The organism is Streptomyces sp. NPDC104106, from assembly GCF_055584345.1.
In genome coordinates this window covers 359,154-380,777 of the sequence record NZ_JBVJMF010000005.1, presented here as the reverse complement: position 1 = coordinate 380,777, position 21,624 = coordinate 359,154, and the positions used below count along the sequence as shown (strand labels likewise).

At 73.1% G+C, this 21,624-nt stretch carries 21 protein-coding genes; 12 read left to right on the top strand and 9 right to left on the bottom strand.

The features are described from left to right. Window positions 1-89 precede the first annotated feature (89 nt). Window positions 90-824 carry a DUF1707 SHOCT-like domain-containing protein gene (locus ACZ60X_RS15345; RefSeq protein ID WP_469598206.1) on the top strand — a complete coding sequence of 245 codons (735 nt, stop codon included), beginning with the start codon at window positions 90-92 and terminating at the stop codon, window positions 822-824. A 174-nt stretch (window positions 825-998) separates the two neighbouring features. Further along, window positions 999-1,376 carry a WhiB family transcriptional regulator gene (locus ACZ60X_RS15340; RefSeq protein WP_469598203.1) on the top strand — a complete coding sequence of 126 codons (378 nt, stop codon included), beginning with the start codon at window positions 999-1,001 and terminating at the stop codon, window positions 1,374-1,376. 356 nt (window positions 1,377-1,732) lie between these two features. Here the strand turns inward: ACZ60X_RS15340 and glpX are convergent, their stop codons facing one another. Beyond that, window positions 1,733-2,767, bottom strand: coding sequence for a class II fructose-bisphosphatase (glpX, locus tag ACZ60X_RS15335; RefSeq protein ID WP_469598201.1), 1,035 nt, complete (start codon window positions 2,765-2,767; stop codon window positions 1,733-1,735). Between the two features lie 127 nt (window positions 2,768-2,894). Between glpX and ACZ60X_RS15330 the strand changes: the two genes are divergently transcribed. After that, window positions 2,895-3,419, top strand: a complete 525-nt coding sequence (locus ACZ60X_RS15330; RefSeq protein ID WP_469598199.1) for a DUF4245 domain-containing protein — start codon at window positions 2,895-2,897, stop codon at window positions 3,417-3,419. Between the two features lie 221 nt (window positions 3,420-3,640). Here the strand turns inward: ACZ60X_RS15330 and ACZ60X_RS15325 are convergent, their stop codons facing one another. From ACZ60X_RS15325 to ACZ60X_RS15315, 3 genes are all read right to left on the bottom strand, one after another. Further along, on the bottom strand, window positions 3,641-3,889 hold the full coding sequence (locus ACZ60X_RS15325) for an exodeoxyribonuclease VII small subunit (RefSeq protein WP_469598197.1): 249 nt from the start codon (window positions 3,887-3,889) through the stop codon (window positions 3,641-3,643). Further along, window positions 3,886-5,094 carry an exodeoxyribonuclease VII large subunit gene (xseA, locus tag ACZ60X_RS15320; protein ID WP_469598195.1) on the bottom strand — a complete coding sequence of 403 codons (1,209 nt, stop codon included), beginning with the start codon at window positions 5,092-5,094 and terminating at the stop codon, window positions 3,886-3,888. Before xseA ends, ACZ60X_RS15325 begins: the two co-directional genes overlap by 4 nt. Before the next feature lie 81 nt (window positions 5,095-5,175). Beyond that, on the bottom strand, window positions 5,176-6,549 hold the full coding sequence (locus tag ACZ60X_RS15315) for an APC family permease (RefSeq protein WP_469598193.1): 1,374 nt from the start codon (window positions 6,547-6,549) through the stop codon (window positions 5,176-5,178). Window positions 6,550-6,655: 106 nt separating this feature from the next. On the opposite strand from ACZ60X_RS15315, the gene ACZ60X_RS15310 reads away from it, so the two are divergent. Then, window positions 6,656-7,672 carry a 4-hydroxy-3-methylbut-2-enyl diphosphate reductase gene (locus ACZ60X_RS15310; RefSeq protein WP_469598191.1) on the top strand — a complete coding sequence of 339 codons (1,017 nt, stop codon included), beginning with the start codon at window positions 6,656-6,658 and terminating at the stop codon, window positions 7,670-7,672. A 39-nt stretch (window positions 7,673-7,711) separates the two neighbouring features. Next, window positions 7,712-8,470: a polyphosphate--glucose phosphotransferase gene (gene ppgK, locus ACZ60X_RS15305; protein ID WP_469598189.1), complete on the top strand. Its 759-nt coding sequence runs from the start codon at window positions 7,712-7,714 to the stop codon at window positions 8,468-8,470. A gap of 282 nt (window positions 8,471-8,752) precedes the next feature. On the opposite strand, the gene ACZ60X_RS15300 is transcribed toward ppgK, so the two are convergent. Then, the gene (locus ACZ60X_RS15300) at window positions 8,753-9,292 is read right to left on the bottom strand and encodes a DUF6542 domain-containing protein (RefSeq protein WP_469598186.1); all 540 of its coding nucleotides are present in this window, start codon (window positions 9,290-9,292) and stop codon (window positions 8,753-8,755) included. 198 nt (window positions 9,293-9,490) lie between these two features. Here ACZ60X_RS15300 and ychF point away from each other — a divergent pair, with 198 nt between their 5' ends. Further along, window positions 9,491-10,579: a redox-regulated ATPase YchF gene (gene ychF / locus ACZ60X_RS15295; protein WP_469598184.1), complete on the top strand. Its 1,089-nt coding sequence runs from the start codon at window positions 9,491-9,493 to the stop codon at window positions 10,577-10,579. A gap of 84 nt (window positions 10,580-10,663) precedes the next feature. On the opposite strand, the gene ACZ60X_RS15290 is transcribed toward ychF, so the two are convergent. Beyond that, window positions 10,664-11,245, bottom strand: a complete 582-nt coding sequence (locus ACZ60X_RS15290) for a Uma2 family endonuclease (protein WP_469598182.1) — start codon at window positions 11,243-11,245, stop codon at window positions 10,664-10,666. A 40-nt stretch (window positions 11,246-11,285) separates the two neighbouring features. Beyond that, the gene (locus tag ACZ60X_RS15285; RefSeq protein WP_469598180.1) at window positions 11,286-12,266 is read right to left on the bottom strand and encodes an SMP-30/gluconolactonase/LRE family protein; all 981 of its coding nucleotides are present in this window, start codon (window positions 12,264-12,266) and stop codon (window positions 11,286-11,288) included. A 135-nt stretch (window positions 12,267-12,401) separates the two neighbouring features. Here ACZ60X_RS15285 and ACZ60X_RS15280 point away from each other — a divergent pair, with 135 nt between their 5' ends. After that, window positions 12,402-12,842: a MarR family winged helix-turn-helix transcriptional regulator gene (locus ACZ60X_RS15280; protein ID WP_469598435.1), complete on the top strand. Its 441-nt coding sequence runs from the start codon at window positions 12,402-12,404 to the stop codon at window positions 12,840-12,842. On the opposite strand, the gene ACZ60X_RS15275 is transcribed toward ACZ60X_RS15280, so the two are convergent. Continuing rightward, on the bottom strand, window positions 12,805-14,025 hold the full coding sequence (locus tag ACZ60X_RS15275) for a serpin family protein (RefSeq protein WP_469598178.1): 1,221 nt from the start codon (window positions 14,023-14,025) through the stop codon (window positions 12,805-12,807). The genes ACZ60X_RS15280 and ACZ60X_RS15275 overlap by 38 nt on opposite strands. Before the next feature lie 379 nt (window positions 14,026-14,404). Between ACZ60X_RS15275 and ACZ60X_RS15270 the strand changes: the two genes are divergently transcribed. From ACZ60X_RS15270 to ACZ60X_RS15250, 5 genes are all read left to right on the top strand, one after another. Beyond that, the gene (locus ACZ60X_RS15270) at window positions 14,405-15,157 is read left to right on the top strand and encodes a GntR family transcriptional regulator (RefSeq protein ID WP_469598176.1); all 753 of its coding nucleotides are present in this window, start codon (window positions 14,405-14,407) and stop codon (window positions 15,155-15,157) included. Window positions 15,158-15,588: 431 nt separating this feature from the next. After that, window positions 15,589-15,789: an SPOR domain-containing protein gene (locus ACZ60X_RS15265; RefSeq protein WP_469598173.1), complete on the top strand. Its 201-nt coding sequence runs from the start codon at window positions 15,589-15,591 to the stop codon at window positions 15,787-15,789. A 30-nt stretch (window positions 15,790-15,819) separates the two neighbouring features. Next, the gene (locus ACZ60X_RS15260) at window positions 15,820-16,257 is read left to right on the top strand and encodes a (deoxy)nucleoside triphosphate pyrophosphohydrolase (RefSeq protein ID WP_469598170.1); all 438 of its coding nucleotides are present in this window, start codon (window positions 15,820-15,822) and stop codon (window positions 16,255-16,257) included. A 177-nt stretch (window positions 16,258-16,434) separates the two neighbouring features. Next, a complete protein-coding gene (locus tag ACZ60X_RS15255) occupies window positions 16,435-16,848 on the top strand; it encodes an ATP-binding protein (RefSeq protein WP_469598167.1) in 414 nt (137 codons plus the stop codon). A 354-nt stretch (window positions 16,849-17,202) separates the two neighbouring features. Continuing rightward, window positions 17,203-19,791 carry a SpoIIE family protein phosphatase gene (locus ACZ60X_RS15250; protein WP_469598164.1) on the top strand — a complete coding sequence of 863 codons (2,589 nt, stop codon included), beginning with the start codon at window positions 17,203-17,205 and terminating at the stop codon, window positions 19,789-19,791. A 47-nt stretch (window positions 19,792-19,838) separates the two neighbouring features. Here ACZ60X_RS15250 and ACZ60X_RS15245 read toward each other — a convergent pair whose 3' ends face one another. After that, entirely contained in the window at window positions 19,839-21,410 is a 1,572-nt protein-coding gene (locus tag ACZ60X_RS15245; protein ID WP_469598161.1) for a hypothetical protein, read from the bottom strand. Window positions 21,411-21,624 lie beyond the last annotated feature (214 nt).

Here is a 21,624-nt window from a genome sequence, read left to right as displayed (position 1 = left end):
GCGAACCTGTGAGGTAAGGCTCAGTCCGCGACACGCACGTCATCCACACCCCTAGTCGCGATCTATCGCGTTTCGGTACGCTGCTGTGCGTGGACCTTCAGAAGCCCGCCCGTACCCAGGACGCCGCACCGGGCGTCACCGAACTGCGCGCCTCGGACGCCGACCGCGACCGGGTCGCCGACATCCTGCGCGAGGCCCTCGCCGAGGGCCGGCTGACCGCCGACGAGCACGCCGAGCGCGTCGAGGGCGTGCTGCACGCCAAGACGGTGGGCGAGCTGGAGGTCTTCATCCGGGACCTGCCCGCCGCCCACCAGCAGCCGGCCGCCCCCGCCTACACACCCGTCCCGCCCCGTCCGGCCCCGGGCGCGATACCCCCCGAGGCGGACGCCAACGTGGTCGCCGTCTTCAGCAGCGCCGTGCGCCGCGGCCGCTGGCGCGCCGGGCGCCGGCTGCACGCGTACTCGGTATTCGGCAGCGTCGAGATCGACCTCAGTGAGGCGATCTTCGAGTACCAGCAGGTCGTCATCAAGGCGGTCTCGGTCTTCGGCGACGTCCAGATCCGCGTCCCGGAGAACGTGTCGCTGCGCGGCACCGGCGGCGGCGTCCTCGGCAACTTCGAGGTGGACACGCTGGACTCGGTCGAGCCCGACGCCCCGGTCGTCTACGTCGACGGCTGGGCCGTCCTCGGCAACGTGGAGGCGCGCCCCAGGCGCGGCAAGCGCATCGGCGACATCCTGGACCGGGTGCAGAGCAGGGTCGACCGCAAGCTGGAGCGGATCCAGGACAAGGTCGACAGGAAGCTGCGCAAACACCTGGACCGTTGACGGCCGCGAATCCGCCGCTAAGCGGAACGGGTCGGTCCGTCGGCACCGCGACCCCGGGGGCGCGAACGAGCCGTCGTGCGCCCGCGGTTGGAAACGCAGTGCATAGGCGCGCGCACAGCGGGTAGGCCTTGCTGCATCGTCTCTCGCTCGCGAAGCCGTCGTCAGGAGTAGACCGTGCTGCAACCGCCGCATTCGTCCCTGCAGGTAGCTGCCGTTCCGGCCCAGCGGGTGCCCGTGCGAGACAGGGATCAAGACGCACCATGGCACACGGAGGCGGTGTGCCGGCGCGACGAGGCCGGGCTGTTCTTCGCGCCGTCGAAGGAGCCGACCGCGGCTCGGCTGTCCCGCGAGGAGGCGGCCAAGCGCGTGTGCGCCCGCTGTCCGGTGATGGTCGAGTGCCGCGAACACGCCCTGCTGCAGCCCGAGCCCTACGGCGTCTGGGGCGGTCTCACGGCGGCCGAGCGCCGCGTGGTCCTGGCGAGGCGCCGGCGCAGGGAGATGGAGTTGAAGAAGGCGGCGAGGGTGACAGCGGCGAACCGGATGGCGGGCTAGCGGGAGCGCCCACCCGCACCGGGCTGTGTTCGCCGCGCGGTGCGCCGCGTGGGCGGGCCGTGGCGGCGACGCCGAGCTGTGCCGGCCGGCGGGAGACCGCCGCCGGGCCGGCAGGCTGCCGACGGCCCGGAGGGCCCCGCCGGCTGTGCCCGCCGTACGGCTGTGTCGCGGGGTGCTGCGGAGGGGGCGAGGGGAACTGCGCGGCCGGCACGGACGATCCGCACGCGCCGATGGACGCGCAGGCCCGCCTTTCGAGCGGGCGCCCCGTGGGGAACTGCGCGGCCGGCACGGACGATCCGCACGCGCCGATGGACGCGCAGGGCCGCCCTTCGAGCGGGCGCCCCCGCGTCCCGGACCTACTTGGCCTTGTCGAAGTCGATCGCGCTGTACGCCCGCAGCTTGCTCAGCCGGTGCTCGGAGTCGATCCTGCGCACGGTCCCGGACTTCGACCGCATCACGATCGACTCGGTCAGCGCGGTCTCCGACCGGTACCGCACACCCCGCAGCAGCTCGCCGTCGGTGATCCCGGTCGCGACGAAGAACACGTTCTCGCCCGAGACCAGGTCGTCCGTCGTCAGCACGCGGTCCAGATCGTGCCCGGCGTCGATCGCCCGCTGCCGCTCCGCGTCGTCCTTCGGCCACAGCTTGCCCTGGATCGTGCCGCCGAGGCACTTCACGGCGCAGGCCGAGATGATGCCCTCCGGCGTGCCGCCGATGCCGAGCAGCAGGTCGACGCCGGTGCCCTCGCGCAGCGCGTAGACCGAGCCCGCGACATCGCCGTCGGAGATCAGCTTGATGCGCGCACCGGCCTCCCGGACCTCCTTGATCAGGCCCTCGTGCCGCGGCCTGTCGAGGATGACGACGGTGACGTCCTCGGGCGTGGACCGCTTGGCCTTGGCGATGCGCCGGATGTTCACGGCGACGGGCGCGTTGATGTCGACGAAGTCCGCGGCCTCGGGGCCGGTGACCAGCTTGTCCATGTAGAACACCGCGGACGGGTCGAACATGGCGCCGCGTTCGGCGGCGGCGAGGACGGCGATCGCGTTCGGCATGCCCTTGGCCGTCAGCGTGGTGCCGTCGATCGGGTCGACCGCGATGTCGACCTCGGGGCCGGTGCCGTCGCCGACGTGCTCCCCGTTGAAGAGCATCGGCGCCTCGTCCTTCTCGCCCTCGCCGATGACGACCACGCCGTTCATCGACACGGTGGACACGAGGGTCCGCATGGCCCGCACCGCGGCACCGTCGGCGCCGTTCTTGTCGCCACGCCCCACCCAGCGGCCCGCGGCCATGGCGGCGGCTTCGGTCACCCGGACGAGTTCCAGGGCGAGGTTGCGGTCGGGAGCCTCGGAGGGAACATCGAGCTCGGACGGAAGATGATGATTTTCGGTCATCGGAGCGCACCTTTCTGATACGACGACGGCCGGATGAGGGTGTTGGCCACGACTCTATCGTTAGGCAGACAAAATGAGCAGGGGGCCCCACGGATGAGCGCATGGGGCACCTGCGACGATAGAGGGCGTGGCAGGTTCCAAAGGCAAGCAGAAGACGGCCCGGGACATGATCCTCTCGCTGGCCGTGGTGGGCGTGGCGGCGCTGGTCGTGTACTTCCTCTCGATCCCGCACGACGACCACGCTCCCGACCTCAAGCGGGTCGACTACCGGGTCGAGCTGGTCGGCGCCCGCCGCGCGGCGAGCTACCCGGTCGCGGCGCCCGAGGGGCTGCCGGGCACGTGGAAGGCGACCTCGGTGCGTTACGACGCCGACAAGCAGCGCTGGCACCTGGGCTACCAGACCCCCGACGGCCAGTACGTGCAGCTGGAACAGTCCACGCAGAAGCCCGCCGACTTCATCGACGACGCCAGCCAGGGCGCGTCCGCGACGAAGCAGACCGAGACGATCGGCGGCCGCACCTGGACCCGCTACACCGGCGGCCGCTACAACGCCCTCGTCCTGGACGGCACGCACGGCTCCACGACGGTCGTGGCCGGTACGGCGTCCTTCGACGAGATGGCGAAGATGGCGGCGGCGCTGAAGACCACGTGACCTGCCCGGTCCCCGCGCACCGACGACGTCCTCGTACGCCGCGCGGCGAGCGCGGGTACCAGGCGTCCGGGTCCGGCTTGCCGATGCCAGCGATCCTCAGAGGGGTGTCCTGGCCTGCGGGAAGGTGAGCAGGCTCGTACGGCCCGGCCCCGGGAACGGTCAGGAACGAGAGGCTTGACGCCCCTCGTGCATATCCGCCCCCGCGCCGGGGCCGCTCGCCCCTACGCGGAGCCCTCCGCCGCGCCGTCGGCTGAGGGCTCCTCCCCCTCCTCCTCGGCGAGTGCCGCGTCCAGCCGGGCCCGCGCCCCCTCCAGCCAGCGCCGGCACACCTTCGCCAGCTCCTCGCCGCGCTCCCACAGCGCCAGGGACTCCTCCAGCGACGTACCGCCCGCCTCCAGGCGCCGTACGACCTCGATCAGCTCGTCCCGCGCCTGCTCGTAGGAGAGCGCCTCTTCCACCTTGTCCGTCATTCGCCCACCTTCACTGTGAATTCACCCTCGGCCACACGGGCCCGCAGCGCCTCGCCGCCCGTCACCTCGCCCGGATCGCGCACCACGTGCCCGTCGGCCTTCTGGAGCACCGCGTAGCCGCGCCGGAGCGTGGCCGCGGGGGAGAGGGCCACCACGCGCGCGCGTGTGTGCGTCAGCTCCGAGTCCGCGCGGTCCAGCAGATGCCCCAGGCAGCGCCGGGACCGCTCGGCCAGCGACGCGACATGGTCCGCGCGCTCGTCGATCACCCGGTGCGGATCCTCCATGGCGGGCCTGGCCAGCGCATGCGCCAGCCCGCGCTCCTCCCGCTCCAGGTACGCGTGCGCGCACCGCCGGGCCCGGTCGCGCAGCATCCGCACCCGCTCCAGCTCCTCGCCCACGTCCGGCACGACCTTCTTCGCCGCGTCGGTCGGGGTGGACGCGCGCAGGTCCGCGACGTAGTCCAGCAGCGGGGTGTCGGGTTCGTGCCCGATGGCCGAGACGACGGGCGTACGGCACTGCGCGACCGCCCGCACCAGCTGCTCGTCCGAGAAGGGCAGCAGGTCCTCCACGCTGCCGCCGCCGCGCGCGACGATGATCACGTCGACCTCCGCGACCTCGTCCAGCTCCTTGACGGCCTGCACGACCTGCGGCACCGCGTGCACCCCCTGCACAGGGACGTTGCGCACCTCGAAGCGGACGGCGGGCCAGCGATGCCGGGCGTTCTCCAGCACGTCCCGCTCCGCGGCGGAGGCGCGCCCGCAGACCAGCCCGATCAGCTGCGGCAGAAAGGGCAGCGGCTTCTTGCGCTCCGGCGCGAACAGGCCCTCGGCCGCGAGCGCCTTCTTCAGCTGCTCCAGCCGGGCCAGCAGCTCCCCGACGCCGACCGGCCTGATCTCGGCGGCGCGCAGGGACAGCTGGCCCCGCGGGGCGTACCACTCCGGCTTGGCCAGGACGACGACGCGGGCCCCCTCCCCGACCACGTCGGCGACGGCGTCGAACACCTGCCGGTAACAGGTCACGCTCACGGAGATGTCGTACGACGGGTCCCGCAGCGTCAGGAACACGACTCCGGCGCCCGGCCGCCGCGACAACTGGGTGATCTGCCCCTCGACCCACACCGCGCCGAGCCGGTCGATCCACCCCCCGATGAGCCGGGAGACCTCGCCGACGGGCAGGGGGGCTTCGGGAGAGGTGCGGGCAGCCATGCGGTCGAGAGTAACGGTCCCCTCCGACACCGGGCCGCGAAGCGCCGTTCGCGGGAAGGGGTGCGGGCCGCCGCGAGGCGGCTACGCGGGAACGCCGGTCCGCCCCCGCTGCCCCGCCAGCACCAGCAGCCCGATCACCAGCCACACCCCGCCCACCACCTGGGCCACCCCGCTCGCCTCCACGATCACCGCGACCGTGATCGCCGCCCCCACCACCGGCACCAGCACATGCCGCCACCAGCTCACCGGCTCCCGGCCCGGTCGCCGCAACGCGAAACGGCCCACCACGCTCGCGTGCAGCAGCGTGAAGGCGGTCAGCGCGCCGATGTCGACCACCGAGACCAGCTTGTCCAGACCGTCGGCGCGCCGGGCCGCCCAGCCCGCCGCCAGGAGCGTGATCACCGCGGCGCACAGCAGGGCGACCCGCGGCACCCCGCCTGCCGTGCGCGACAACGCGCGCGGCAGACGCCGGTCCCGGCCCATCGCGAAGAGCAGCCGACCCGCGGCCGCCTGCCCCGCCAGCGCGGCGAACGCCGCCCCGATCGCCTTGCTCGCGGCCACCAGGTCGTGCAGCCAGCGCCCGACGGAGGCGTCGACGGCGTCGTAGAAGGCGGAGCCCTGCAGGGCGGGGTCGGCGGCCAGCCGCGCCGACGTCGTCGGCTCCAGCAGCGCCACCAGGTACGTCTGCGCCACGAACAGCACACCGGCCAGCGCCAGACAGAACAGCAGCGCCCGCGCCACCTTCGCCGAGCCGCCCGTGACCTCCTCGGCGAACGCCGCGATCGCGTCGAAGCCCAGGTACGACAGCACGGCGACGGACACCGCGCCGATCACCGCGGACAACACGAACGGGCCCTGCGTGCCGTCGCCCGACAGCGGTGACAGCGGTGGCCGCGTCGCCCCGTCCCGTGCCAGGACGACGACCGCCGCCACCACGAACACCACCAGGACGACGATCTCCAGCGCCAGCACGAGGAAGCCCACGCGCGCGGCGGCCCGTACGCCCCACAGGTTCAGCAGGGTCGTGACGACGACCGCGAGCGCCGTCCACACCCAGCGGGACACCTCGGGGACCAGCGCGTTCATCGCGATGCCGGAGAAGAGGTAGGCGACGGCCGGGATGAGGACGTAGTCCAGCATGGCCATCCAGCCCGCGACGAACCCGGCCCCTCGTCCGAGCCCCACGCGCGCGTAGGCGAACACCGAGCCCGCCTGCGGCACGACCCGCACCATCTGCGCGTAACTGAAGGCGGTGAACCCCATGGCCACCGTCGCCACCACGTACACCAGCGCGACCGCGCCGTGCGAGCGGGCGTCCAGCGTGCCGAACACGCCCACCGGCGCCATGGGGGCGATGAACAGCAGCCCGTAGACCACCAGGTCCCGGAAGCCGAGGCTGCGCCGCAGCCGGTGCCGCTCGTCGGTGGAGGCGGCCGTCGTCCCGGTGTCGGACATGCCCACCAGTCTTCCCCGCACGGCGGCGGGCACGCGATCCCCGCGCACCCGAACGCGGCCGAGCGCGCTCGCACGCCGCCGTGGACGGCCGGACACGGGCTTTACGATGGGACGCATGACCTCTTCGACTGGCCGCCGTGTCCTGCTCGCCGCACCTCGTGGTTACTGCGCGGGTGTGGACCGCGCCGTGATCGCCGTCGAGAAGGCCCTCGAACAGTACGGGGCGCCGATCTACGTCCGGCACGAGATCGTCCACAACAAGTACGTCGTGCAGACCCTGGAGAACAAGGGCGCGGTCTTCGTCGAGCGGACCGAGGAGGTGCCGCCCGGCAACATCGTGATGTTCTCGGCCCACGGCGTCGCCCCGGTCGTGCACGAGGAGGCCGCGCGGGGCCGGCTCGCCACCATCGACGCCACCTGCCCACTGGTCACCAAGGTCCACAAGGAGGCCGTCCGGTACGCCAAGGAGGACTACGACATCCTCCTGATCGGCCACGAGGGGCACGAGGAGGTCATCGGCACCTCCGGTGAGGCCCCCGACCACATCCAGCTCGTGGACGGCCCCGAGGACGTCGCCAAGGTCGAGGTCCGTGACCCGTCGAAGGTCGTCTGGCTGTCCCAGACGACCCTCTCCGTCGACGAGACCATGGAGACCGTCGACGCCCTGAAGACCAAGTTCCCCGGGCTCGTCTCGCCGCCCAGCGACGACATCTGCTACGCCACGCAGAACCGCCAGCTCGCCGTGAAGCAGATGGGCGCCGAGGCGGAACTGGTCATCGTCGTCGGCTCGCGCAACTCCTCCAACTCCAAGCGGCTGGTCGAGGTCGCGAAGCTGGCCGGTGCCCGCGACGCCTACCTCGTGGACTTCGCCGACGAGATCGACGAGTCCTGGCTGGAGGGCGTGACGACCGTCGGCGTCACCTCCGGCGCCTCCGTGCCCGAGGTGCTGGTCGAGCAGGTGCTGGAGTGGCTCGCCGGGCGCGGCTACGGCGACGTGGAGCTGGTGAGGGCGGCCGAGGAGTCCATCACCTTCTCGCTGCCCAAGGAACTCCGCCGTGATCTGCGCGAAGAGGCGACCGCCCTGGTCGCCGAGCGCGGCGGGAGCGGTGCGGCCGAGGCCTGACCGGGCGTGACTGTCAGTGGCCCGTCGTAACGTGGTGCCATGCAGATCTTCGGCGTGGACATCGGCGGATCCGGGATCAAGGGCGCCCCTGTGGACCTCGACAAGGGTGACCTGGCGCTGGAGCGCCACAAGGTGCTCACCCCGCATCCGGCGACTCCGGACGGCGTGGCCGACGGGGTCAAGCAGGTCGTGGACCACTTCGGCTGGACGGGCCCGGTCGGCCTGACCTTCCCCGGGGTGGTCACGGGCGGCGCCGTGGTCCGTACGGCGGCGAACGTCGACAAGACCTGGATCGACACGGACGCGCGCGTGCTGTTCGGCGGCCGGCTGGGCGGTCTGCCGGTGACGGTGGTCAACGACGCGGACGCGGCGGGCGTCGCCGAGATGCGCTTCGGCGCCGGCCGCGACCGCAAGGGCACGGTCGTCCTGCTCACGTTCGGCACGGGCATCGGCAGCGCCGTCTTCGTGGACGGCGTCCTCGTGCCGAACACCGAGCTGGGCCACCTGGAGCTGAACGGCCACGACGCCGAGAAGCGCGCCTCCAGCAAGGCCAAGGAGGACGGCGACCTCAGCTGGGAGCACTGGGCGCGTCGCGTCCGGAAGTACCTGGCGCATGTGGAGATGCTCTTCTCGCCCGAGCTGTTCATCATCGGCGGCGGCGTCAGCCGCAAGGCGGACAAGTTCCTGCACTTCATCGACGGCATCAGAGCCGAGATCGTCCCCGCCCAGCTGCAGAACAACGCGGGGATCGTGGGGGCGGCGATGAGAGCGGCGGAGCAGGGGGTGCCGGAGGCCTGAGCGCAGGAGCGGAGAGCGAGCCGGTGCGCCGGAGCGGGGGCCCGGTGGAAACGGCCGCCGAGGGCCTGGTGCTCAGGAGAGCCGTGGGCACCGGGTACCGGAAGAGCGGGCCTTGGGTGGTCGGCCGTTCGGTCAGGGCTCGCAGCCGGGGGTCCCGTCGACGCGGGGGCCGGCCCAGGGCTGCCGGGCCGGCTGCCCAGCGGGGCGGGGGCCGGCCCGTTCGGGGCCGAGTGGGCGGCCCTGGTCCGGTGGCTCGGGGCTCGTGTTCAGGGGCTCGGTCGCTCAGGCTCTGCGCCGGCGCCGCCGTACCCACCGCACGCGCCGTACGAGCACGACCACCCCGGCGACGAGCGTCCCCCCGTACAGCCAGCCGGCCTGCGTGGCGAGGCCGGTGAACACCCCCATCAGCCGGGCGAGCAGCCCGCCCTTGCCGTCGGCGACCGGGAGCAGCCCGACGGTGAACGCGATCGGCAGGACGACGGGGGCGGTCAGCACATCCCCGTCGCGCACCCACAGCGCGGTCAGCACGCACACCGGCAGGAACAGCACGGCGTACGCCGTCATGGACGCGCCGAACAGCAGCTGGACCAGGCAGCCGAGCAGGAACATCACGACCGTGCAGAACAGCCCGCTGCCGAGCCCGGTGAGCCGGGGGTTCGGCAGCCGGGGGCCCGAGGGGGTCGGGCGGGCGACCCGGGCCTGCCGCGCGCCGCGTTCCGCCCCGGACGCGGGCCGGCGGCGGGCCTGCGGGGGCAGCTGCGCGTGCGGCGGCGTGCCGCGTCGCGGTCCGTCGTTCGGGGGTCGCGATCCGTGTTGCTCCACTGGACCAACTTAGGTCTGTTTATGTGCTGAATCGGCCATCAGACACGCCGTTGGGCGCAGCTTGGCCGGGCGTCCGACGCTCCCGGGAGGCGGAGGGCGGGGACGCCGTAAACTGGTGGATCGGTCAGTGTCGGTCTCCGGCCCCTGGCACCGCCCCCTGGCCCACTCACCGCCCACTCATCAACGGGAAGTCGCAACGTGTCGCTCACGATCGGAATCGTCGGCCTGCCCAATGTCGGCAAGTCGACCCTGTTCAACGCCCTGACCAAGAACGACGTGCTGGCGGCCAACTACCCGTTCGCCACGATCGAGCCGAACGTCGGCGTGGTCGGGGTGCCCGACGGCCGGCTGGCCAAGCTGGCCTCGATCTTCGGCTCCGAGCGCATCCTCCCGGCCACGGTCGACTTCGTCGACATCGCCGGCATCGTGCGCGGTGCCTCCGAGGGCGAGGGCCTCGGCAACAAGTTCCTCGCGAACATCCGCGAGTCGGACGCGATCTGCCAGGTCATCCGGGCCTTCAAGGACGAGAACGTCGTCCACGTCGACGGCAAGGTCTCGCCGAAGGACGACATCGAGACGATCAACACCGAGCTGATCCTCGCCGACCTGCAGACGATCGAGAAGGTCCTGCCCCGGCTCCAGAAGGAGTCGCGGATCAAGAAGGACGTCGCGCCGAAGGTCAAGGCGGTCGAGGAGGCCAAGGAGATCCTGGAGAAGGGTGACACCCTCTTCTCCCACGGGATCGTCCAGGGCACGGAGCGCGCGGCACCCCTCCACGACCTGCACCTGCTCACCACGAAGCCCTTCCTCTACGTCTTCAACGTCGACGAGGACGAGCTGACGGACGAGGCCTTCAAGGACGAGCAGCGCGCCCTCGTCGCCCCCGCCGAGGCGATCTTCCTCAACGCCAAGCTGGAGGCGGACCTCGCGGAGCTGGACGAGGAGGAGGCCCTGGAGCTCCTGCAGTCCGTGGGCCAGGAGGAACCCGGCCTCGCCACCCTCGCCCGCGTCGGCTTCGACACCCTCGGCCTGCAGACCTACCTGACCGCCGGCCCCAAGGAGTCGCGCGCCTGGACGATCAAGAAGGGCGCCACGGCTCCCGAGGCGGCCGGCGTGATCCACACCGACTTCCAGAAGGGCTTCATCAAGGCCGAGGTCATCTCCTTCGACGACCTGGTCGAAACCGGCTCCGTGGCCGAGGCCCGCGCCAAGGGCAAGGCCCGCATGGAGGGCAAGGACTACGTGATGCGGGACGGGGACGTGGTGGAGTTCCGCTTCAACGTCTGACCGATCGGCGTCTGACCGACGGGTCGCCGTACGGGCGGTAAGCGTGAGAAGGGGCCGGGCCCGTGTCGGGGCCGGCCCCTTTCGTCACGTGTTCTGCCGGGGGAGGAGCTTGTCGAGGTCGAGGGCGATCTCGAAGGGCACCGGGCGCTTCAGGGTGCCGCGGAAGACGCCGGCGGCCACGTAGGCGCGGGGCGGTTCGTCCAGTTCGTGGACGTGGACGACGGGGGCGCCGCGATCCTCCTCGATGCACCAGTAGTGCGGGATGCCGGCCTCGGCGTACTTGCGGACCTTGACCGTGCGGTCACGGTGGGCGGACTCGGGGGAGACGACCTCGATGACGAGCTGGACGTCCTCCGGTGCGTATGCCGTGCGGTCGGGATCGTAGGGAATCGTGGCCAGGAGCAGGTCCGGCTCAGGGCGGTTGCGGGTATCGAGCCGGATGGTCATCTCCCGCTCGACCTCGAAGCCTGCGGGTGCCTGCCGCATGAGTGAAGTGGTCAGGGCGGTGATGAGGCGGCCGTGCCAGGCTCGCTGCGGCGACACCACGAAGACAAGCGCTCCGTCGATCAGCTCGGTGTGGCGGGGAGCCTCGGGGAGGCGGTCCAGGTCCTCCGCGAGCCAGCCCTCCTCGCGCGGCGGGCGCATCCAGTCGGGCAGTGCGGCCATGGCTCAACCGTAGCGACCGGGCCGGGGCCGGGCCACGAGATCACATCCCCGTCACCCGCGCCACCGTGAACGGCGGGGTCGGCACCCCCGGTCCCATGGGGCCGCCCTTGTCGAACTGGGAGCGGACGACGAGGAGGCCGTGGGGGGTGCGGGCCAGGGTGGTGGGGATCTGGAGGTCCGGGGTGGTCAGGGTGCGGACGAGGCGGGCCTCGGTGCCGTCCGGGGACAGGTGCCAGCGGCTGAGGGTGTCGGTCGCGTTCTGGGCGGCCCACAGGGTGCGGTGGGACAGCAGCAGGCCGTCGCCGTGCTTCATGTCGCCGCCGTGCAGGGCGACTTGCCGTACCGCGCCGTCACGGACGTCGACCCGGTACAGGCCGCCGCCGGTCATGTCGACCACGAACAGCAGGCGACCGGTGGGGTCGGCGGCGATGCCGTTCAGGGTGTAGGCGTCCGGCGAGTGGACAGGGACCGCCCCGCTCAGGTCGTAGGCGGCGGTGAGGGGCACGCGGGCGCCTCGGCTCACCTCGGCGGGCGTGATCCGGTAGACCACGGGGCGCACGCTGTCGGTGGCGTACACCGTGCCGTCCGCGGTGATCACGAGGTCGTTCAGGAAGCGCGTCTCGCCCTGCGGCACCGCGAAGCGGGTCAGCAGGGAGCGGTCGCGCAGGTCGTAGACATCGATGCCGGTGGTGTGGTCGATCACCCACAGGCGGCCGGCGCGGTCGGCCTTCAGGCCGTTGGCCGTCGTACGGCCGTCGGCGCCGGCCGGCAGGAAGACCTCGGCCGCGCGGCTGCCGGCGGCGGCCCGGTAGACCGCGCCGGTCGTGAAGGAGCCGACGTACGCGTCGCCCGTGCGCGGGTCGAGCGCGATGCCCTCGGGGTAGGCCCGGTCGTCGGGCAGCGTGAAGGCGGTGGAGACGCGGGGACCGGCGGGGGCGGCGACCGCCTTCGGCGCCGCCACCGCCAGGGCCCCGGCGGCCGCGGCGGTCAGGAAGGTACGGCGGTGGAACGAACGGGACACGGCAGTGCCTCTCAGTTCGGTTGCTCACGGTCTGACGGAGGCGAATCTACATTAGAGATCTAATCAATGGGAGAGGATTAATTGGCGTAAGAGGCTTCATCGTCGACCAGGCATTAATCTGGGCCGGTGACCTCCATGCCCGCGTCCGAGCGCCTCGGTTCCCATCTCAAGCGGGCCGAGCAGGCCCTCGCCGCGACGAAGTCGGCGGTCCTGAAGCCGGCGGGGCTGACCGTCGCCCAGTACGCCGCGCTCCTCCACCTCGACGAGCACCCGGGCATCTCGGCCGCCGCCCTGGCCCGGCTGTGCGGGGTCACCCCGCCGACCATGAACACGGTCCTGAAGAACCTCCAGGACCGCGATCTGATCACCCGCAGTCCGCACGAGTGGCACAAGAACGTCCTGGAGACCCGGCTCACCGACGAGGGCCGTGCCGTCATGACCGAGGCCGACGCGGCCGCCGTACGCGTCGAGCGGGCGCTGGGCGCGGAGTTCACCGACGCCGAGCGCGAGACGCTGACCGGGCTGCTCGCCCGCTGCGTCAGAGTCCTGGAGGAACAGCGCCCGGGAAGCTCGTGACCCGCTCCGGCGCCGGCTCCGTCACCCAGCCCGCCACCAGCACCAGCCGGGACTCGCGGTCGACGGCGAGGAAGCCGAAGGGGCGGTCGAAGACGGCCCGGACGACCGTCGACTCGCAGCGGTACTGCGGGGGTGCGCTGCCGTACACCTCCGCGACCGCCGTCACCGCCGCCGCCTTGAAGCCCAGCGCCCCGAACTGGGCCAGCGTCGACTGGCGGGCCTGGCCGACGGCGAGCGGGACGTCGCTGATCCCGGGGAAGTGGCCGTGATCCGGGTCCGACGCCGTCGTCAGCCCGAACAGCGGGGCGAGCGCCAGCAGATCGTGATCGGCGCGCACCTCGTACGCCACCGTCCGCACGTCCAGCGACACCGGCTGCGGGGCGACGGACGGCTGCTGCTCCACGTACAGGCCCGGCCCGACATGGCCGTGCGGCAGGGCGCCGCCGGCGGTGAGCGGCAGCGCCCGCTCCACGATGCCCACGCCGGCCGCGAGGACCTGACCGGGGGACATCCGTTCCTCGCCGAGCACCAGGTGGACGTCGATGCCGTTGTCCCCCGGCACCGTCAGCGCCGTGACGAAGCCGTCCGGTGTGCCCGTCACACCCACCCGGTCCGGGCGCGGGCCGCGCCGGTGCAGACCGCGCAGCGTACGGCCCCGCCACGGGCCCGCGTCCGGTCGCAGCGGCTGCTCGTCGAAGGGCTGGCGCCAGGTCGTCCGCAGTGCGAGGGCGCTGGCCAGCACCAGCCGCGCGTCCCGGGTCAGCGTCACGGGCATGCGCTCGACCAGCCCGCCGGTGCGCTCGGCGGCCCACCGGTCCAGCCGCTCCTGCGCGGTGACCAGGTCGTCCCCGAACACCCCGTAGGTCCCGGCCGGCAGCCCGGCCCGCCACGCCTCGCGCAGGGCCGGCCCCTGGTGCGACCACAGGCCGAGCGCCGCGTCCAGACCGGACACCGACACGAGCGCTCCCAGCAACTCCCGCGCGGCACCGGCCGCCTGGCCGGCCGGCACGCCCAGCGCCTCGCTCAGCTCCGCGCGCGCGGGGCCCGCCGCGCCGTCGGCCAGGAAGGCCAGCAGGGGCCAGACACCGGGCGTGGAGAAGACCGTTCCCTCGGGCAGGGCCTGCGCCCAGCGGGCGGTCAGCCCGTTCACCCGGCGGACCGTCTCGGCGCTCACCTTGCTCACTCGTCGCTCACTCGTCGTTCTCCCACGCGTCGTTCACCTCACCGCACGGGCGGGCCGCGCACCGACCCGACGCGACGTCAGGGCCTCGCCCGTCGTCGTCATTGCGCCCCCGTGTGTGTCCGCCCCGGCCCCGAAGCCTTCCGTGATCGCCCCGCCAGAGGCACCGTATCGGTACCGGTGCCCCGGCCCCGCGCCCGCGTGGCGGTGACGGGCCGGCCCGGCGCAGGTGTGAGCGCGGTCATACGGGGGAGAAAGTGCCTGGGTAAAGCCCGCCCGTGCCGCATGTCATCACATCGAGTGATTCTCTGGCCTTTACTTGCACGGCACAACCCACCGTTGCCACGCTGTTGCTGTCTGTACAACCTGATGGGAGCGGCCAGTGACTTTCGGTGAGCAGCCGGCCTACCTGCGCGTCGCGGGTGATCTCCGCAAGAAGATCGTCGACGGTTCGCTGCCGCCCCACACCCGGCTGCCCTCCCAGGCCCGCATTCGCGAGGAGTACGGCGTCTCGGACACCGTCGCGCTGGAGGCCCGCAAGGTGCTGATGGCCGAGGGCCTGGTCGAGGGCCGCTCCGGCTCGGGGACGTACGTGCGCGAGCGGCCGGTGCCCCGCCGGGTGGCCCGCTCCGGATACCGCCCGGCCGGTGGCGCCACGCCCTTCCGGCAGGAGCAGGCCGACGCCTCCGTGCGCGGCACCTGGGAGTCCAGCAGCGAGCAGGCCCGGGCCGGGGCCGCCATCGCCGAGCGGCTGGCGATCCAGGCCGGCGACCGGGTCATGCGCACCCGGTACCTGTTCCGGGAGGCCGGTGAGCCGATGATGCTCTCCACCTCCTGGGAGCCCCTCGCCCTGACCGGCCGCACCCCGGTGATGCTGCCCGAGGAGGGGCCCCTCGGCGGGATGGGCGTGGCCGAGCGCATGCGGGCCATCGACGTCATCGTGGACAACGTCACCGAGGAGGTCGGCGCCCGCCCCGGCCTCGCCGAGGAGCTGCATGTGCTCGGCGGTGTCCCCGGTCATGTGGTCCTGGTCATCCAGCGCACCTACTACGCCTCCGGCCGGCCCGTGGAGACCGCCGACGTGGTGATCCCGGCCGACCGGTACCGGGTGGCGTACCACCTGCCCGTGAAGTGACCGGCGCCTTCGCCGGCAATGGTTTCCGAGCCGGGGTGCGTGCCCCTCGGGGTGAGGTAGCGCACACCCTTGGCGCCCCGTGGCAGCGGGCCACTGCTCGCGCGCCCGGCTCCGGGCCGCGCCCCGCCGCCGCGATCCGGCCGTTTTCCCAGGTGGTCACGGGTCACTCGGATATTCCCCCGCCGCACGACCGCGGCTCTCACGACGGCGCATTCGCGTGCGTGCGCCCCCTGTGTTCTGGCTGGTTGCGTACCTCTTTGTGAAAAGCCGTGTTCGCTCCGTAAAGGTTGGGCGTACGCTCGGGCATATGCGGATTGCGGTTTCCTTAGACAGGGCTCGGCGGGAGCCCGGGGCGGGATGGGGGTTCCCCCGCCCGAGCGCAGCCGAGAGTGGGGGAGGGCGGTGCGGTGCGACGCGGAGTGTCGGGGGCGGTGGGGGCCGTGAGTGAGGGGACGGTCTCGCTGCCCTGGATCGTGATACGGCAGGACGACAACGGCAATCGGTACCGCGTGGGCCGGTACGCGACGCGCGCCGAGGCCCAGAAGATCGCCGACAGCCTCGACGACCGGGGCCACCGACAGCTCTACTGGGTCGAGCGCATCGGCCAGAACGGGGACGGCGCGCGCAACTGACCCCCGGCGGCCTGCCGTAGGCTCCGTCGCATGACGTCCAGCACGCCCTTGTCGCCCCGTACGGACCGGATCGTGGTGGTGGGAGCCGCCCTGCTCGACGGCGGCCGGCTGCTCGCCGCACGCCGCAGCGCGCCCGCCGATCTGGCCGGGCGCTGGGAGCTGCCCGGCGGCAAGGTCGAGCCCGGCGAGCGCCCCGAGGACGCCCTGGTGCGCGAGCTGCGCGAGGAACTCGGCGTCGACGCCGAGCCGGTCGAGCGCGTACCGGGGGAGTGGCCGCTCAGGGCGCCGTACGTCCTGCGTGTCTGGACCGCCCGCCTGCGCGCCGGCTCGTCCGCGCCCCGGCCGCTGCAGGACCATGACGCACTGCGCTGGCTGACCCCTGGCGAGCTGTGGGACGTCGCCTGGCTGGACCAGGACGTCCCCGCCGTGCGCGCGGTCGCGCCCCACCTCTGCGCCGCCGCGCGCTGAACCGCGTACGCGGGTATGCACCGAACCGCGCGTACGCCCATGACGGTGCCCGCGCGGCGCCGCGTACGCCGTTCGTGCCACTGTGCGCCCCGGCGCGCGGTACTGCCCGCCAGATACCGGGTATGTGCCCATTAATCCCACGAATCCGGACATGGGTGAAGCTCACTGGCCTGGGAAGTGATCGGCGTGATCGACACCGATGGTGACTGCGCCGAGTGGACCTTTCCTGCGGAAGCCGGCGCCGTGCGCACCGCACGCGCCGCGGTCCGCGGCCAGTTGCACGGCTGGGACCTCGACTGCGTCGCCGATCTGGCCGCGCTGCTGGTCAGCGAGTTGGTGACCAACTCGCTGCGGCACGCCACCGGGCCCATCGGCGTGCGACTCGTGCGCCCCGCCGGGCTCGACGGCGCCGGGACGCTGCTGGTGGAGGTCTCCGACCCGCTCCCGGAGCTGCCGCGCGAACGCGTCGCGCACCCCGAGGACGAGGGCGGGCGCGGCCTGCAGCTGGTCGCCGGGTCCTCGCGGCGCTGGGGCACGCGCCCCGGCGTGAGCGGAAAGACCGTCTGGTTCGAACTGACGTTGCCAGGATGACGGAACGGCGGGCCGCGGCTGACGGTCCGACGGGTCGCGGCCGCACGAGACGGGGGGACTGAAGGACCGCCGGGGCCGGATGACGGGGGAGCATCGCAGGGGGCGCGGGGAGTACGCGCGGCTTCGGGACGCACCGCGTGCGCCCCGCGCGCGCAGCCCCTCCCCGGGTGTGTGATTCGGCGGCGTGTTCCCTGGTTAGAAGAGTGGAAGTGTTGTCACGGACTGGTCCGAAAAGCACCTGGACCATGCTGTGATCGTGAACACCGTGTCGTGCGGCGCCGTAGTGCTGGATACTGCGGGCAGCCGCCCCCGGTGACCGGTGCCGGACGCGGTGAGCTGGAGGGGACGGTTCGCGTGAGCGAGATACCAGCGAAGGCCACGGAGTCCGAGGACCCGTCGGACGGCGCGAGGAACCAGGCCGCGGAGGCCGCCGCGGTGCCCGGCGACGCCATGTGGCAGAGCAGTCCGCCCGGTTCCATCTACGACTACATCCGGGTAGCGTCCTTCTCCATCAGTCCCGGCGGGCTGGTCGACCAGTGGAGCCTGCGTGCCGAGCAGCTCTTCGGCATCCCCGCCGAACGCGCCGTCGGCATGGACCCCATAGAGGCCTTCGTCGACCCCGACCTGCGCGAGCGCGGCCAGCGCAAGATGGCCGAGATCCTCGACGGGCGCGAGTGGACCGGGGTCGTGCCCTTCCGCATGCCGGACGGACCCGACGGCACGCGCGGCGAGGAGGGGCTGGCCGAGGTCTACGTCATGCCCACCCGGACCGCCGAGGGCGAGAAGGCCGCCGTGTGCATCGTCGTGGACGTCCGCACACTGCGCAGCATCGAGACCGACCTCGCCGCGTCCCAGGCGATATTCGGCCAGTCGCCGTTCGGATTCCTGTTGATCGACACCGAGTTGAGGGTCCGAAGGGCCAACGAGCGGTTCGCCTCCGTCTTCGGCGGGAGCCCGGACGACCACCGCGGCAAGGGAGTTCACGACTATCTGCCGCGCCCCGAGGCGGAGCGGGTTTCGGCCACCCTGCGCCGGGTGCTGGAGACCGGGCAGTCCATCACGGACATGCATGTCACGGGATACGTCCCGGACTCCGCCGAGCGCCGGCACTGGTCGGTCAACCTCTACCGGGTGCACGGCGGCAGCGGCCGGCCCATCGGCGTCGCCTGGCTCGGCACCGACATCACCGCCCGCCGGGCCGCCGCCCGCGAGGCCGCCGCCGCCCGGCGCAACCTCGCCCTGCTCAACGAGGCCGGCGCCCGCATAGGGAATTCGCTGGACCTGGAGACCACCGCCCGTGAACTGCTCGACGTCGTCGTGCCGGGCTTCTGCGACCTCGCCACCGTCGACCTCTACCAGGGGCTGCTGACCGGCGACGAGACCCCGCCCGGCCGCGCCGACGGCAGCGCCGAGCTGCGCCGCGTCGCCTTCGCCAGCGCCGTCTCCGGCGCCCCCCTCGGCGTCAGCGGCGAACGCGTCGAGCTGGGCGCCGTCCACCACTTCCCCTTCGCCTCGCCCTGCGCCGACGCCCTGCGCACCGCCCGGCCGCAGCACGTGCCGGCCGAGGACGGCGGACTCGTGCAGTCCACGCTGGCCGTGCCGATGGTCGCGCACGACACCGTCGTAGGACTCGCGCAGTTCGCCCGGACCAAGGGCAGCGAGCCGTTCGGCGACCGGGACCGGGACCTGGCGGTCGAGCTGGCCGCGCGCGCGGCGGTCTGCATCGACAACGCGCGCCTGTACCGCCGGGAGCACGAACGGGCGCTGATACTGCAACGGTCCCTGCTGCCGCCCGGCGACCCTGAGGCCTCCGGGCTGGACATCGCCTGCCGCTACCTGCCCGGCAACGCGGCGACCGAGGTGGGCGGCGACTGGTTCGACGTGATCGAACTGCCCGGCCACCGTACGGCGTTGGTGGTCGGCGACGTCATGGGCCGCGGCCTGCGCGCGGCCGTGGCCATGGGTGAACTGCGCACCGCCGTACGGACGTTGGCGCTGCTGGACCTCGAACCGGCCGAGGTGCTCTCGGCGCTGGACGAGATCGCGCGGGGGCTCGGCACACCGGGCGGGCTGCAGCAGGCCGGCCGCACGGCACGCCAGCCGCGCGACGCCGACCTGTCCGAGGTGTACCTCGCGACGTGCGTGTACGCGGTGTACGACTCGGTCACCAGACGCTGTACGTTCGCCAACGCCGGCCATCTGCCACCGGTGCTGGTCGAGCCCGGCGAGCAGGCGCTGATGCTGGACGTACCGCCCGGCATGCCGCTCGGCGTGGGCGGCGAGCCGTTCGAGGAGGTCGAGGTGGAACTCCCGGAGGGAGCCCTGCTCGCCCTCTACACGGACGGACTGGTCGAGTCGCGTCACCATCCCCTGGACGAGGGGCTGCACGCGTTCGTCGGCGCGCTCAGCGATCCGGCGCCGCAGCTGGAGGACGTGTGCGACCACGTCCTCAGCACACTCGACACGCACCACGGCGAGGACGACATCGCGCTGCTGATGGCGCGCGTGCAGGGGCTGCCGGCCGAGTCCGTCGGGGACTGGACGCTGCCGCGCGAGCCGAAGAGTGTCGGGCGGGCGCGGGAGTACACGCGCGGACAGCTGCTGAGCTGGGACCTTCAGGCGCTGGTCGACACGACGGAACTGCTCGTCAGCGAGCTGGTCACCAACGCGCTGCGGTACGGCGAGGGGGAGATCAGGCTACGGCTGCTGCTGGACCGGACACTGGTGTGCGAGGTCTGGGACTCCGGCCTGGTCCAGCCCCGGCGCCGGCGCGCCCGGGACACGGACGAAGGCGGCCGGGGACTGCAGCTGGTGGGGCTGCTCAGCGCGGCATGGGGCTCGCGCCGGACGCCCCGGGGCAAGACGGTGTGGTTCGAACTTCCCCTGCCCGGCGGCGAAGCGGACCTGACCGACCCGGCCGAAGCCCTGCTGAGCCTCTTCTGACCGAGGGCGGCCAGGCCCACCGGTGAGCGGGGTACGGGGCGGGGCCGTCAGGGTTCGGGCAGGCGGCGGCGGGATCTGGTCCCCGGGCCGCCGTAGCCGGCCGGCGGGCCCGCGTCGTCCTCCTCCGCGAGCAGCAGGCCGCCCAGGACCGCGCCCGCCAGGCCCGGAACGGCTTCGGCGCCAGGGGGGTAGGGGATGCCGTGGGAGCGGACGTCCTGTTCGGCCCGTTCCCGGGCCTCCCGGGCCGCCGTGTCGGCCGCCCCCGCACGCCCCGCGCCCAGCTCGCGTACCGCCTCCGCCAGCCGTACGCGGGCCTCCGGGCCCACCGCCGCCCGGTGCACCCCGATGAACTCCTCCGCCCCGGCCACCGAGCAGCGCGCCACCAGCAGGGCCGCCACGGACACCACGCCCTCGCGACCGTCGTCCAGCCGTTCCACCGCCCGCGCGATCCGGCGCAGGGCGTCCAGCGGGTCGTACGGGCCCGTCGTCAGCTCCTCGCGTACGGCGGCCAGCACGGTGTCCGCGTGGGCCAGCCGGGCGTGCAGCTCGCCGCTGGTCAGCGACGCGCGCCCGCCTTCCCGCCGGACCGCCGCCAGCTCCGCCTCCGTGCCGGTCAGCGCGGCCGGCAGCAGCTCGGCCGCCTCCCGCAGCCGCGCGGCCAGCTGTTCCACCCCGGATATGAGGACCCCGGCCTGCGCCACGGCCCCCTCAGCCGTGCGCAGTTGCCGGGCGGCCCGCTCGCCGTCGTCCCGATCGGCGCTCTGTCGGGCCTCGTTGAGCCGCACGGTGGCGAACACCAGCCGGTCCTTGGCCTGTTCGACGTAGCCGGTGACCGGGGCGACGGCGGCGCGCGCGTAGCGGTCGCGCAGCGCCGACAGGGTCTCCTGCGCGGTGACGGTCCGCGCGGCCAGCTCCCGGAAGCGTTCCTCCGCGGCCGCCAGCGCCTCGCGCAGCCCCGGCCCCTCCAGCCCGCGCAGCAGGTCCAGTTCCGCCGCCTCGGAGTCCAGCCGGCGCCCCGCCTCCGCGCACCGGCCGATCACCCCGACCAGCGCCTGCCGCCGGGCCGCCGGGTCCGCGGGCACCCCCTGCTCGTAGCGCCGCCAGATCGCGCACGCGGCCGACAGCTCCGTCTCGGCGGCCCGCAGCGCGTGCGCGAAGACCCCGATGTCCGGGCGGGCCAACCGCTGGTGCACGAAGGAGAGTTCCTCCCTGCTCGTACGGACGCAGTCGTCGGCCATGACCAGCGCGGTGCGGGCCTGGCGCTCGACGTCCGCCGCGGTGGGCACGGCGGGGGCGGCGGAGACGATCCCCGGCGTCGTACGGGTGCGGGCGCGCTGCGTGCGGCGCAGCCAGCCGTAACCGGCCAGCACCAGCGCCGCGACCCCGGCGACGAGCGGCAGCACGAGGTCGGCCGTGGACGTGCCGCCCTGCTGCGGCGCGGCGGCGGTCGCGACGGCCCCGTCCGCCGCCAGGGGAACCGGTTCTCCCGCCGCGACCGTCATCACCTGCAACACCAGCCACCCGCCCCCGGCCACGGCGCCCAGCAGGGCGTGCGCCACCCGCACCCGTATGTGCGCGGTGGCGCGCGGGGGCCGGCCCCGGATCAGGGAGGACGTCACATTTCGGAGCGTATGGGCAGGTAGGCGACCGCGCGAGCGGGACGGATACGGGCGGGGGACCAGGGAAGAGGGGGCCGAAAATGGACAGCGAGACCGGGCGGCACATACGGCTGCCCGCCGGACGGCAGCGGCCGACCGCCCCCGGCGAGGAGGACGCCCTGCCGCCCCAGCCGGCCGCCTCCGGCGATACGGCTGGTCCGCGGGCGCCTGGTGA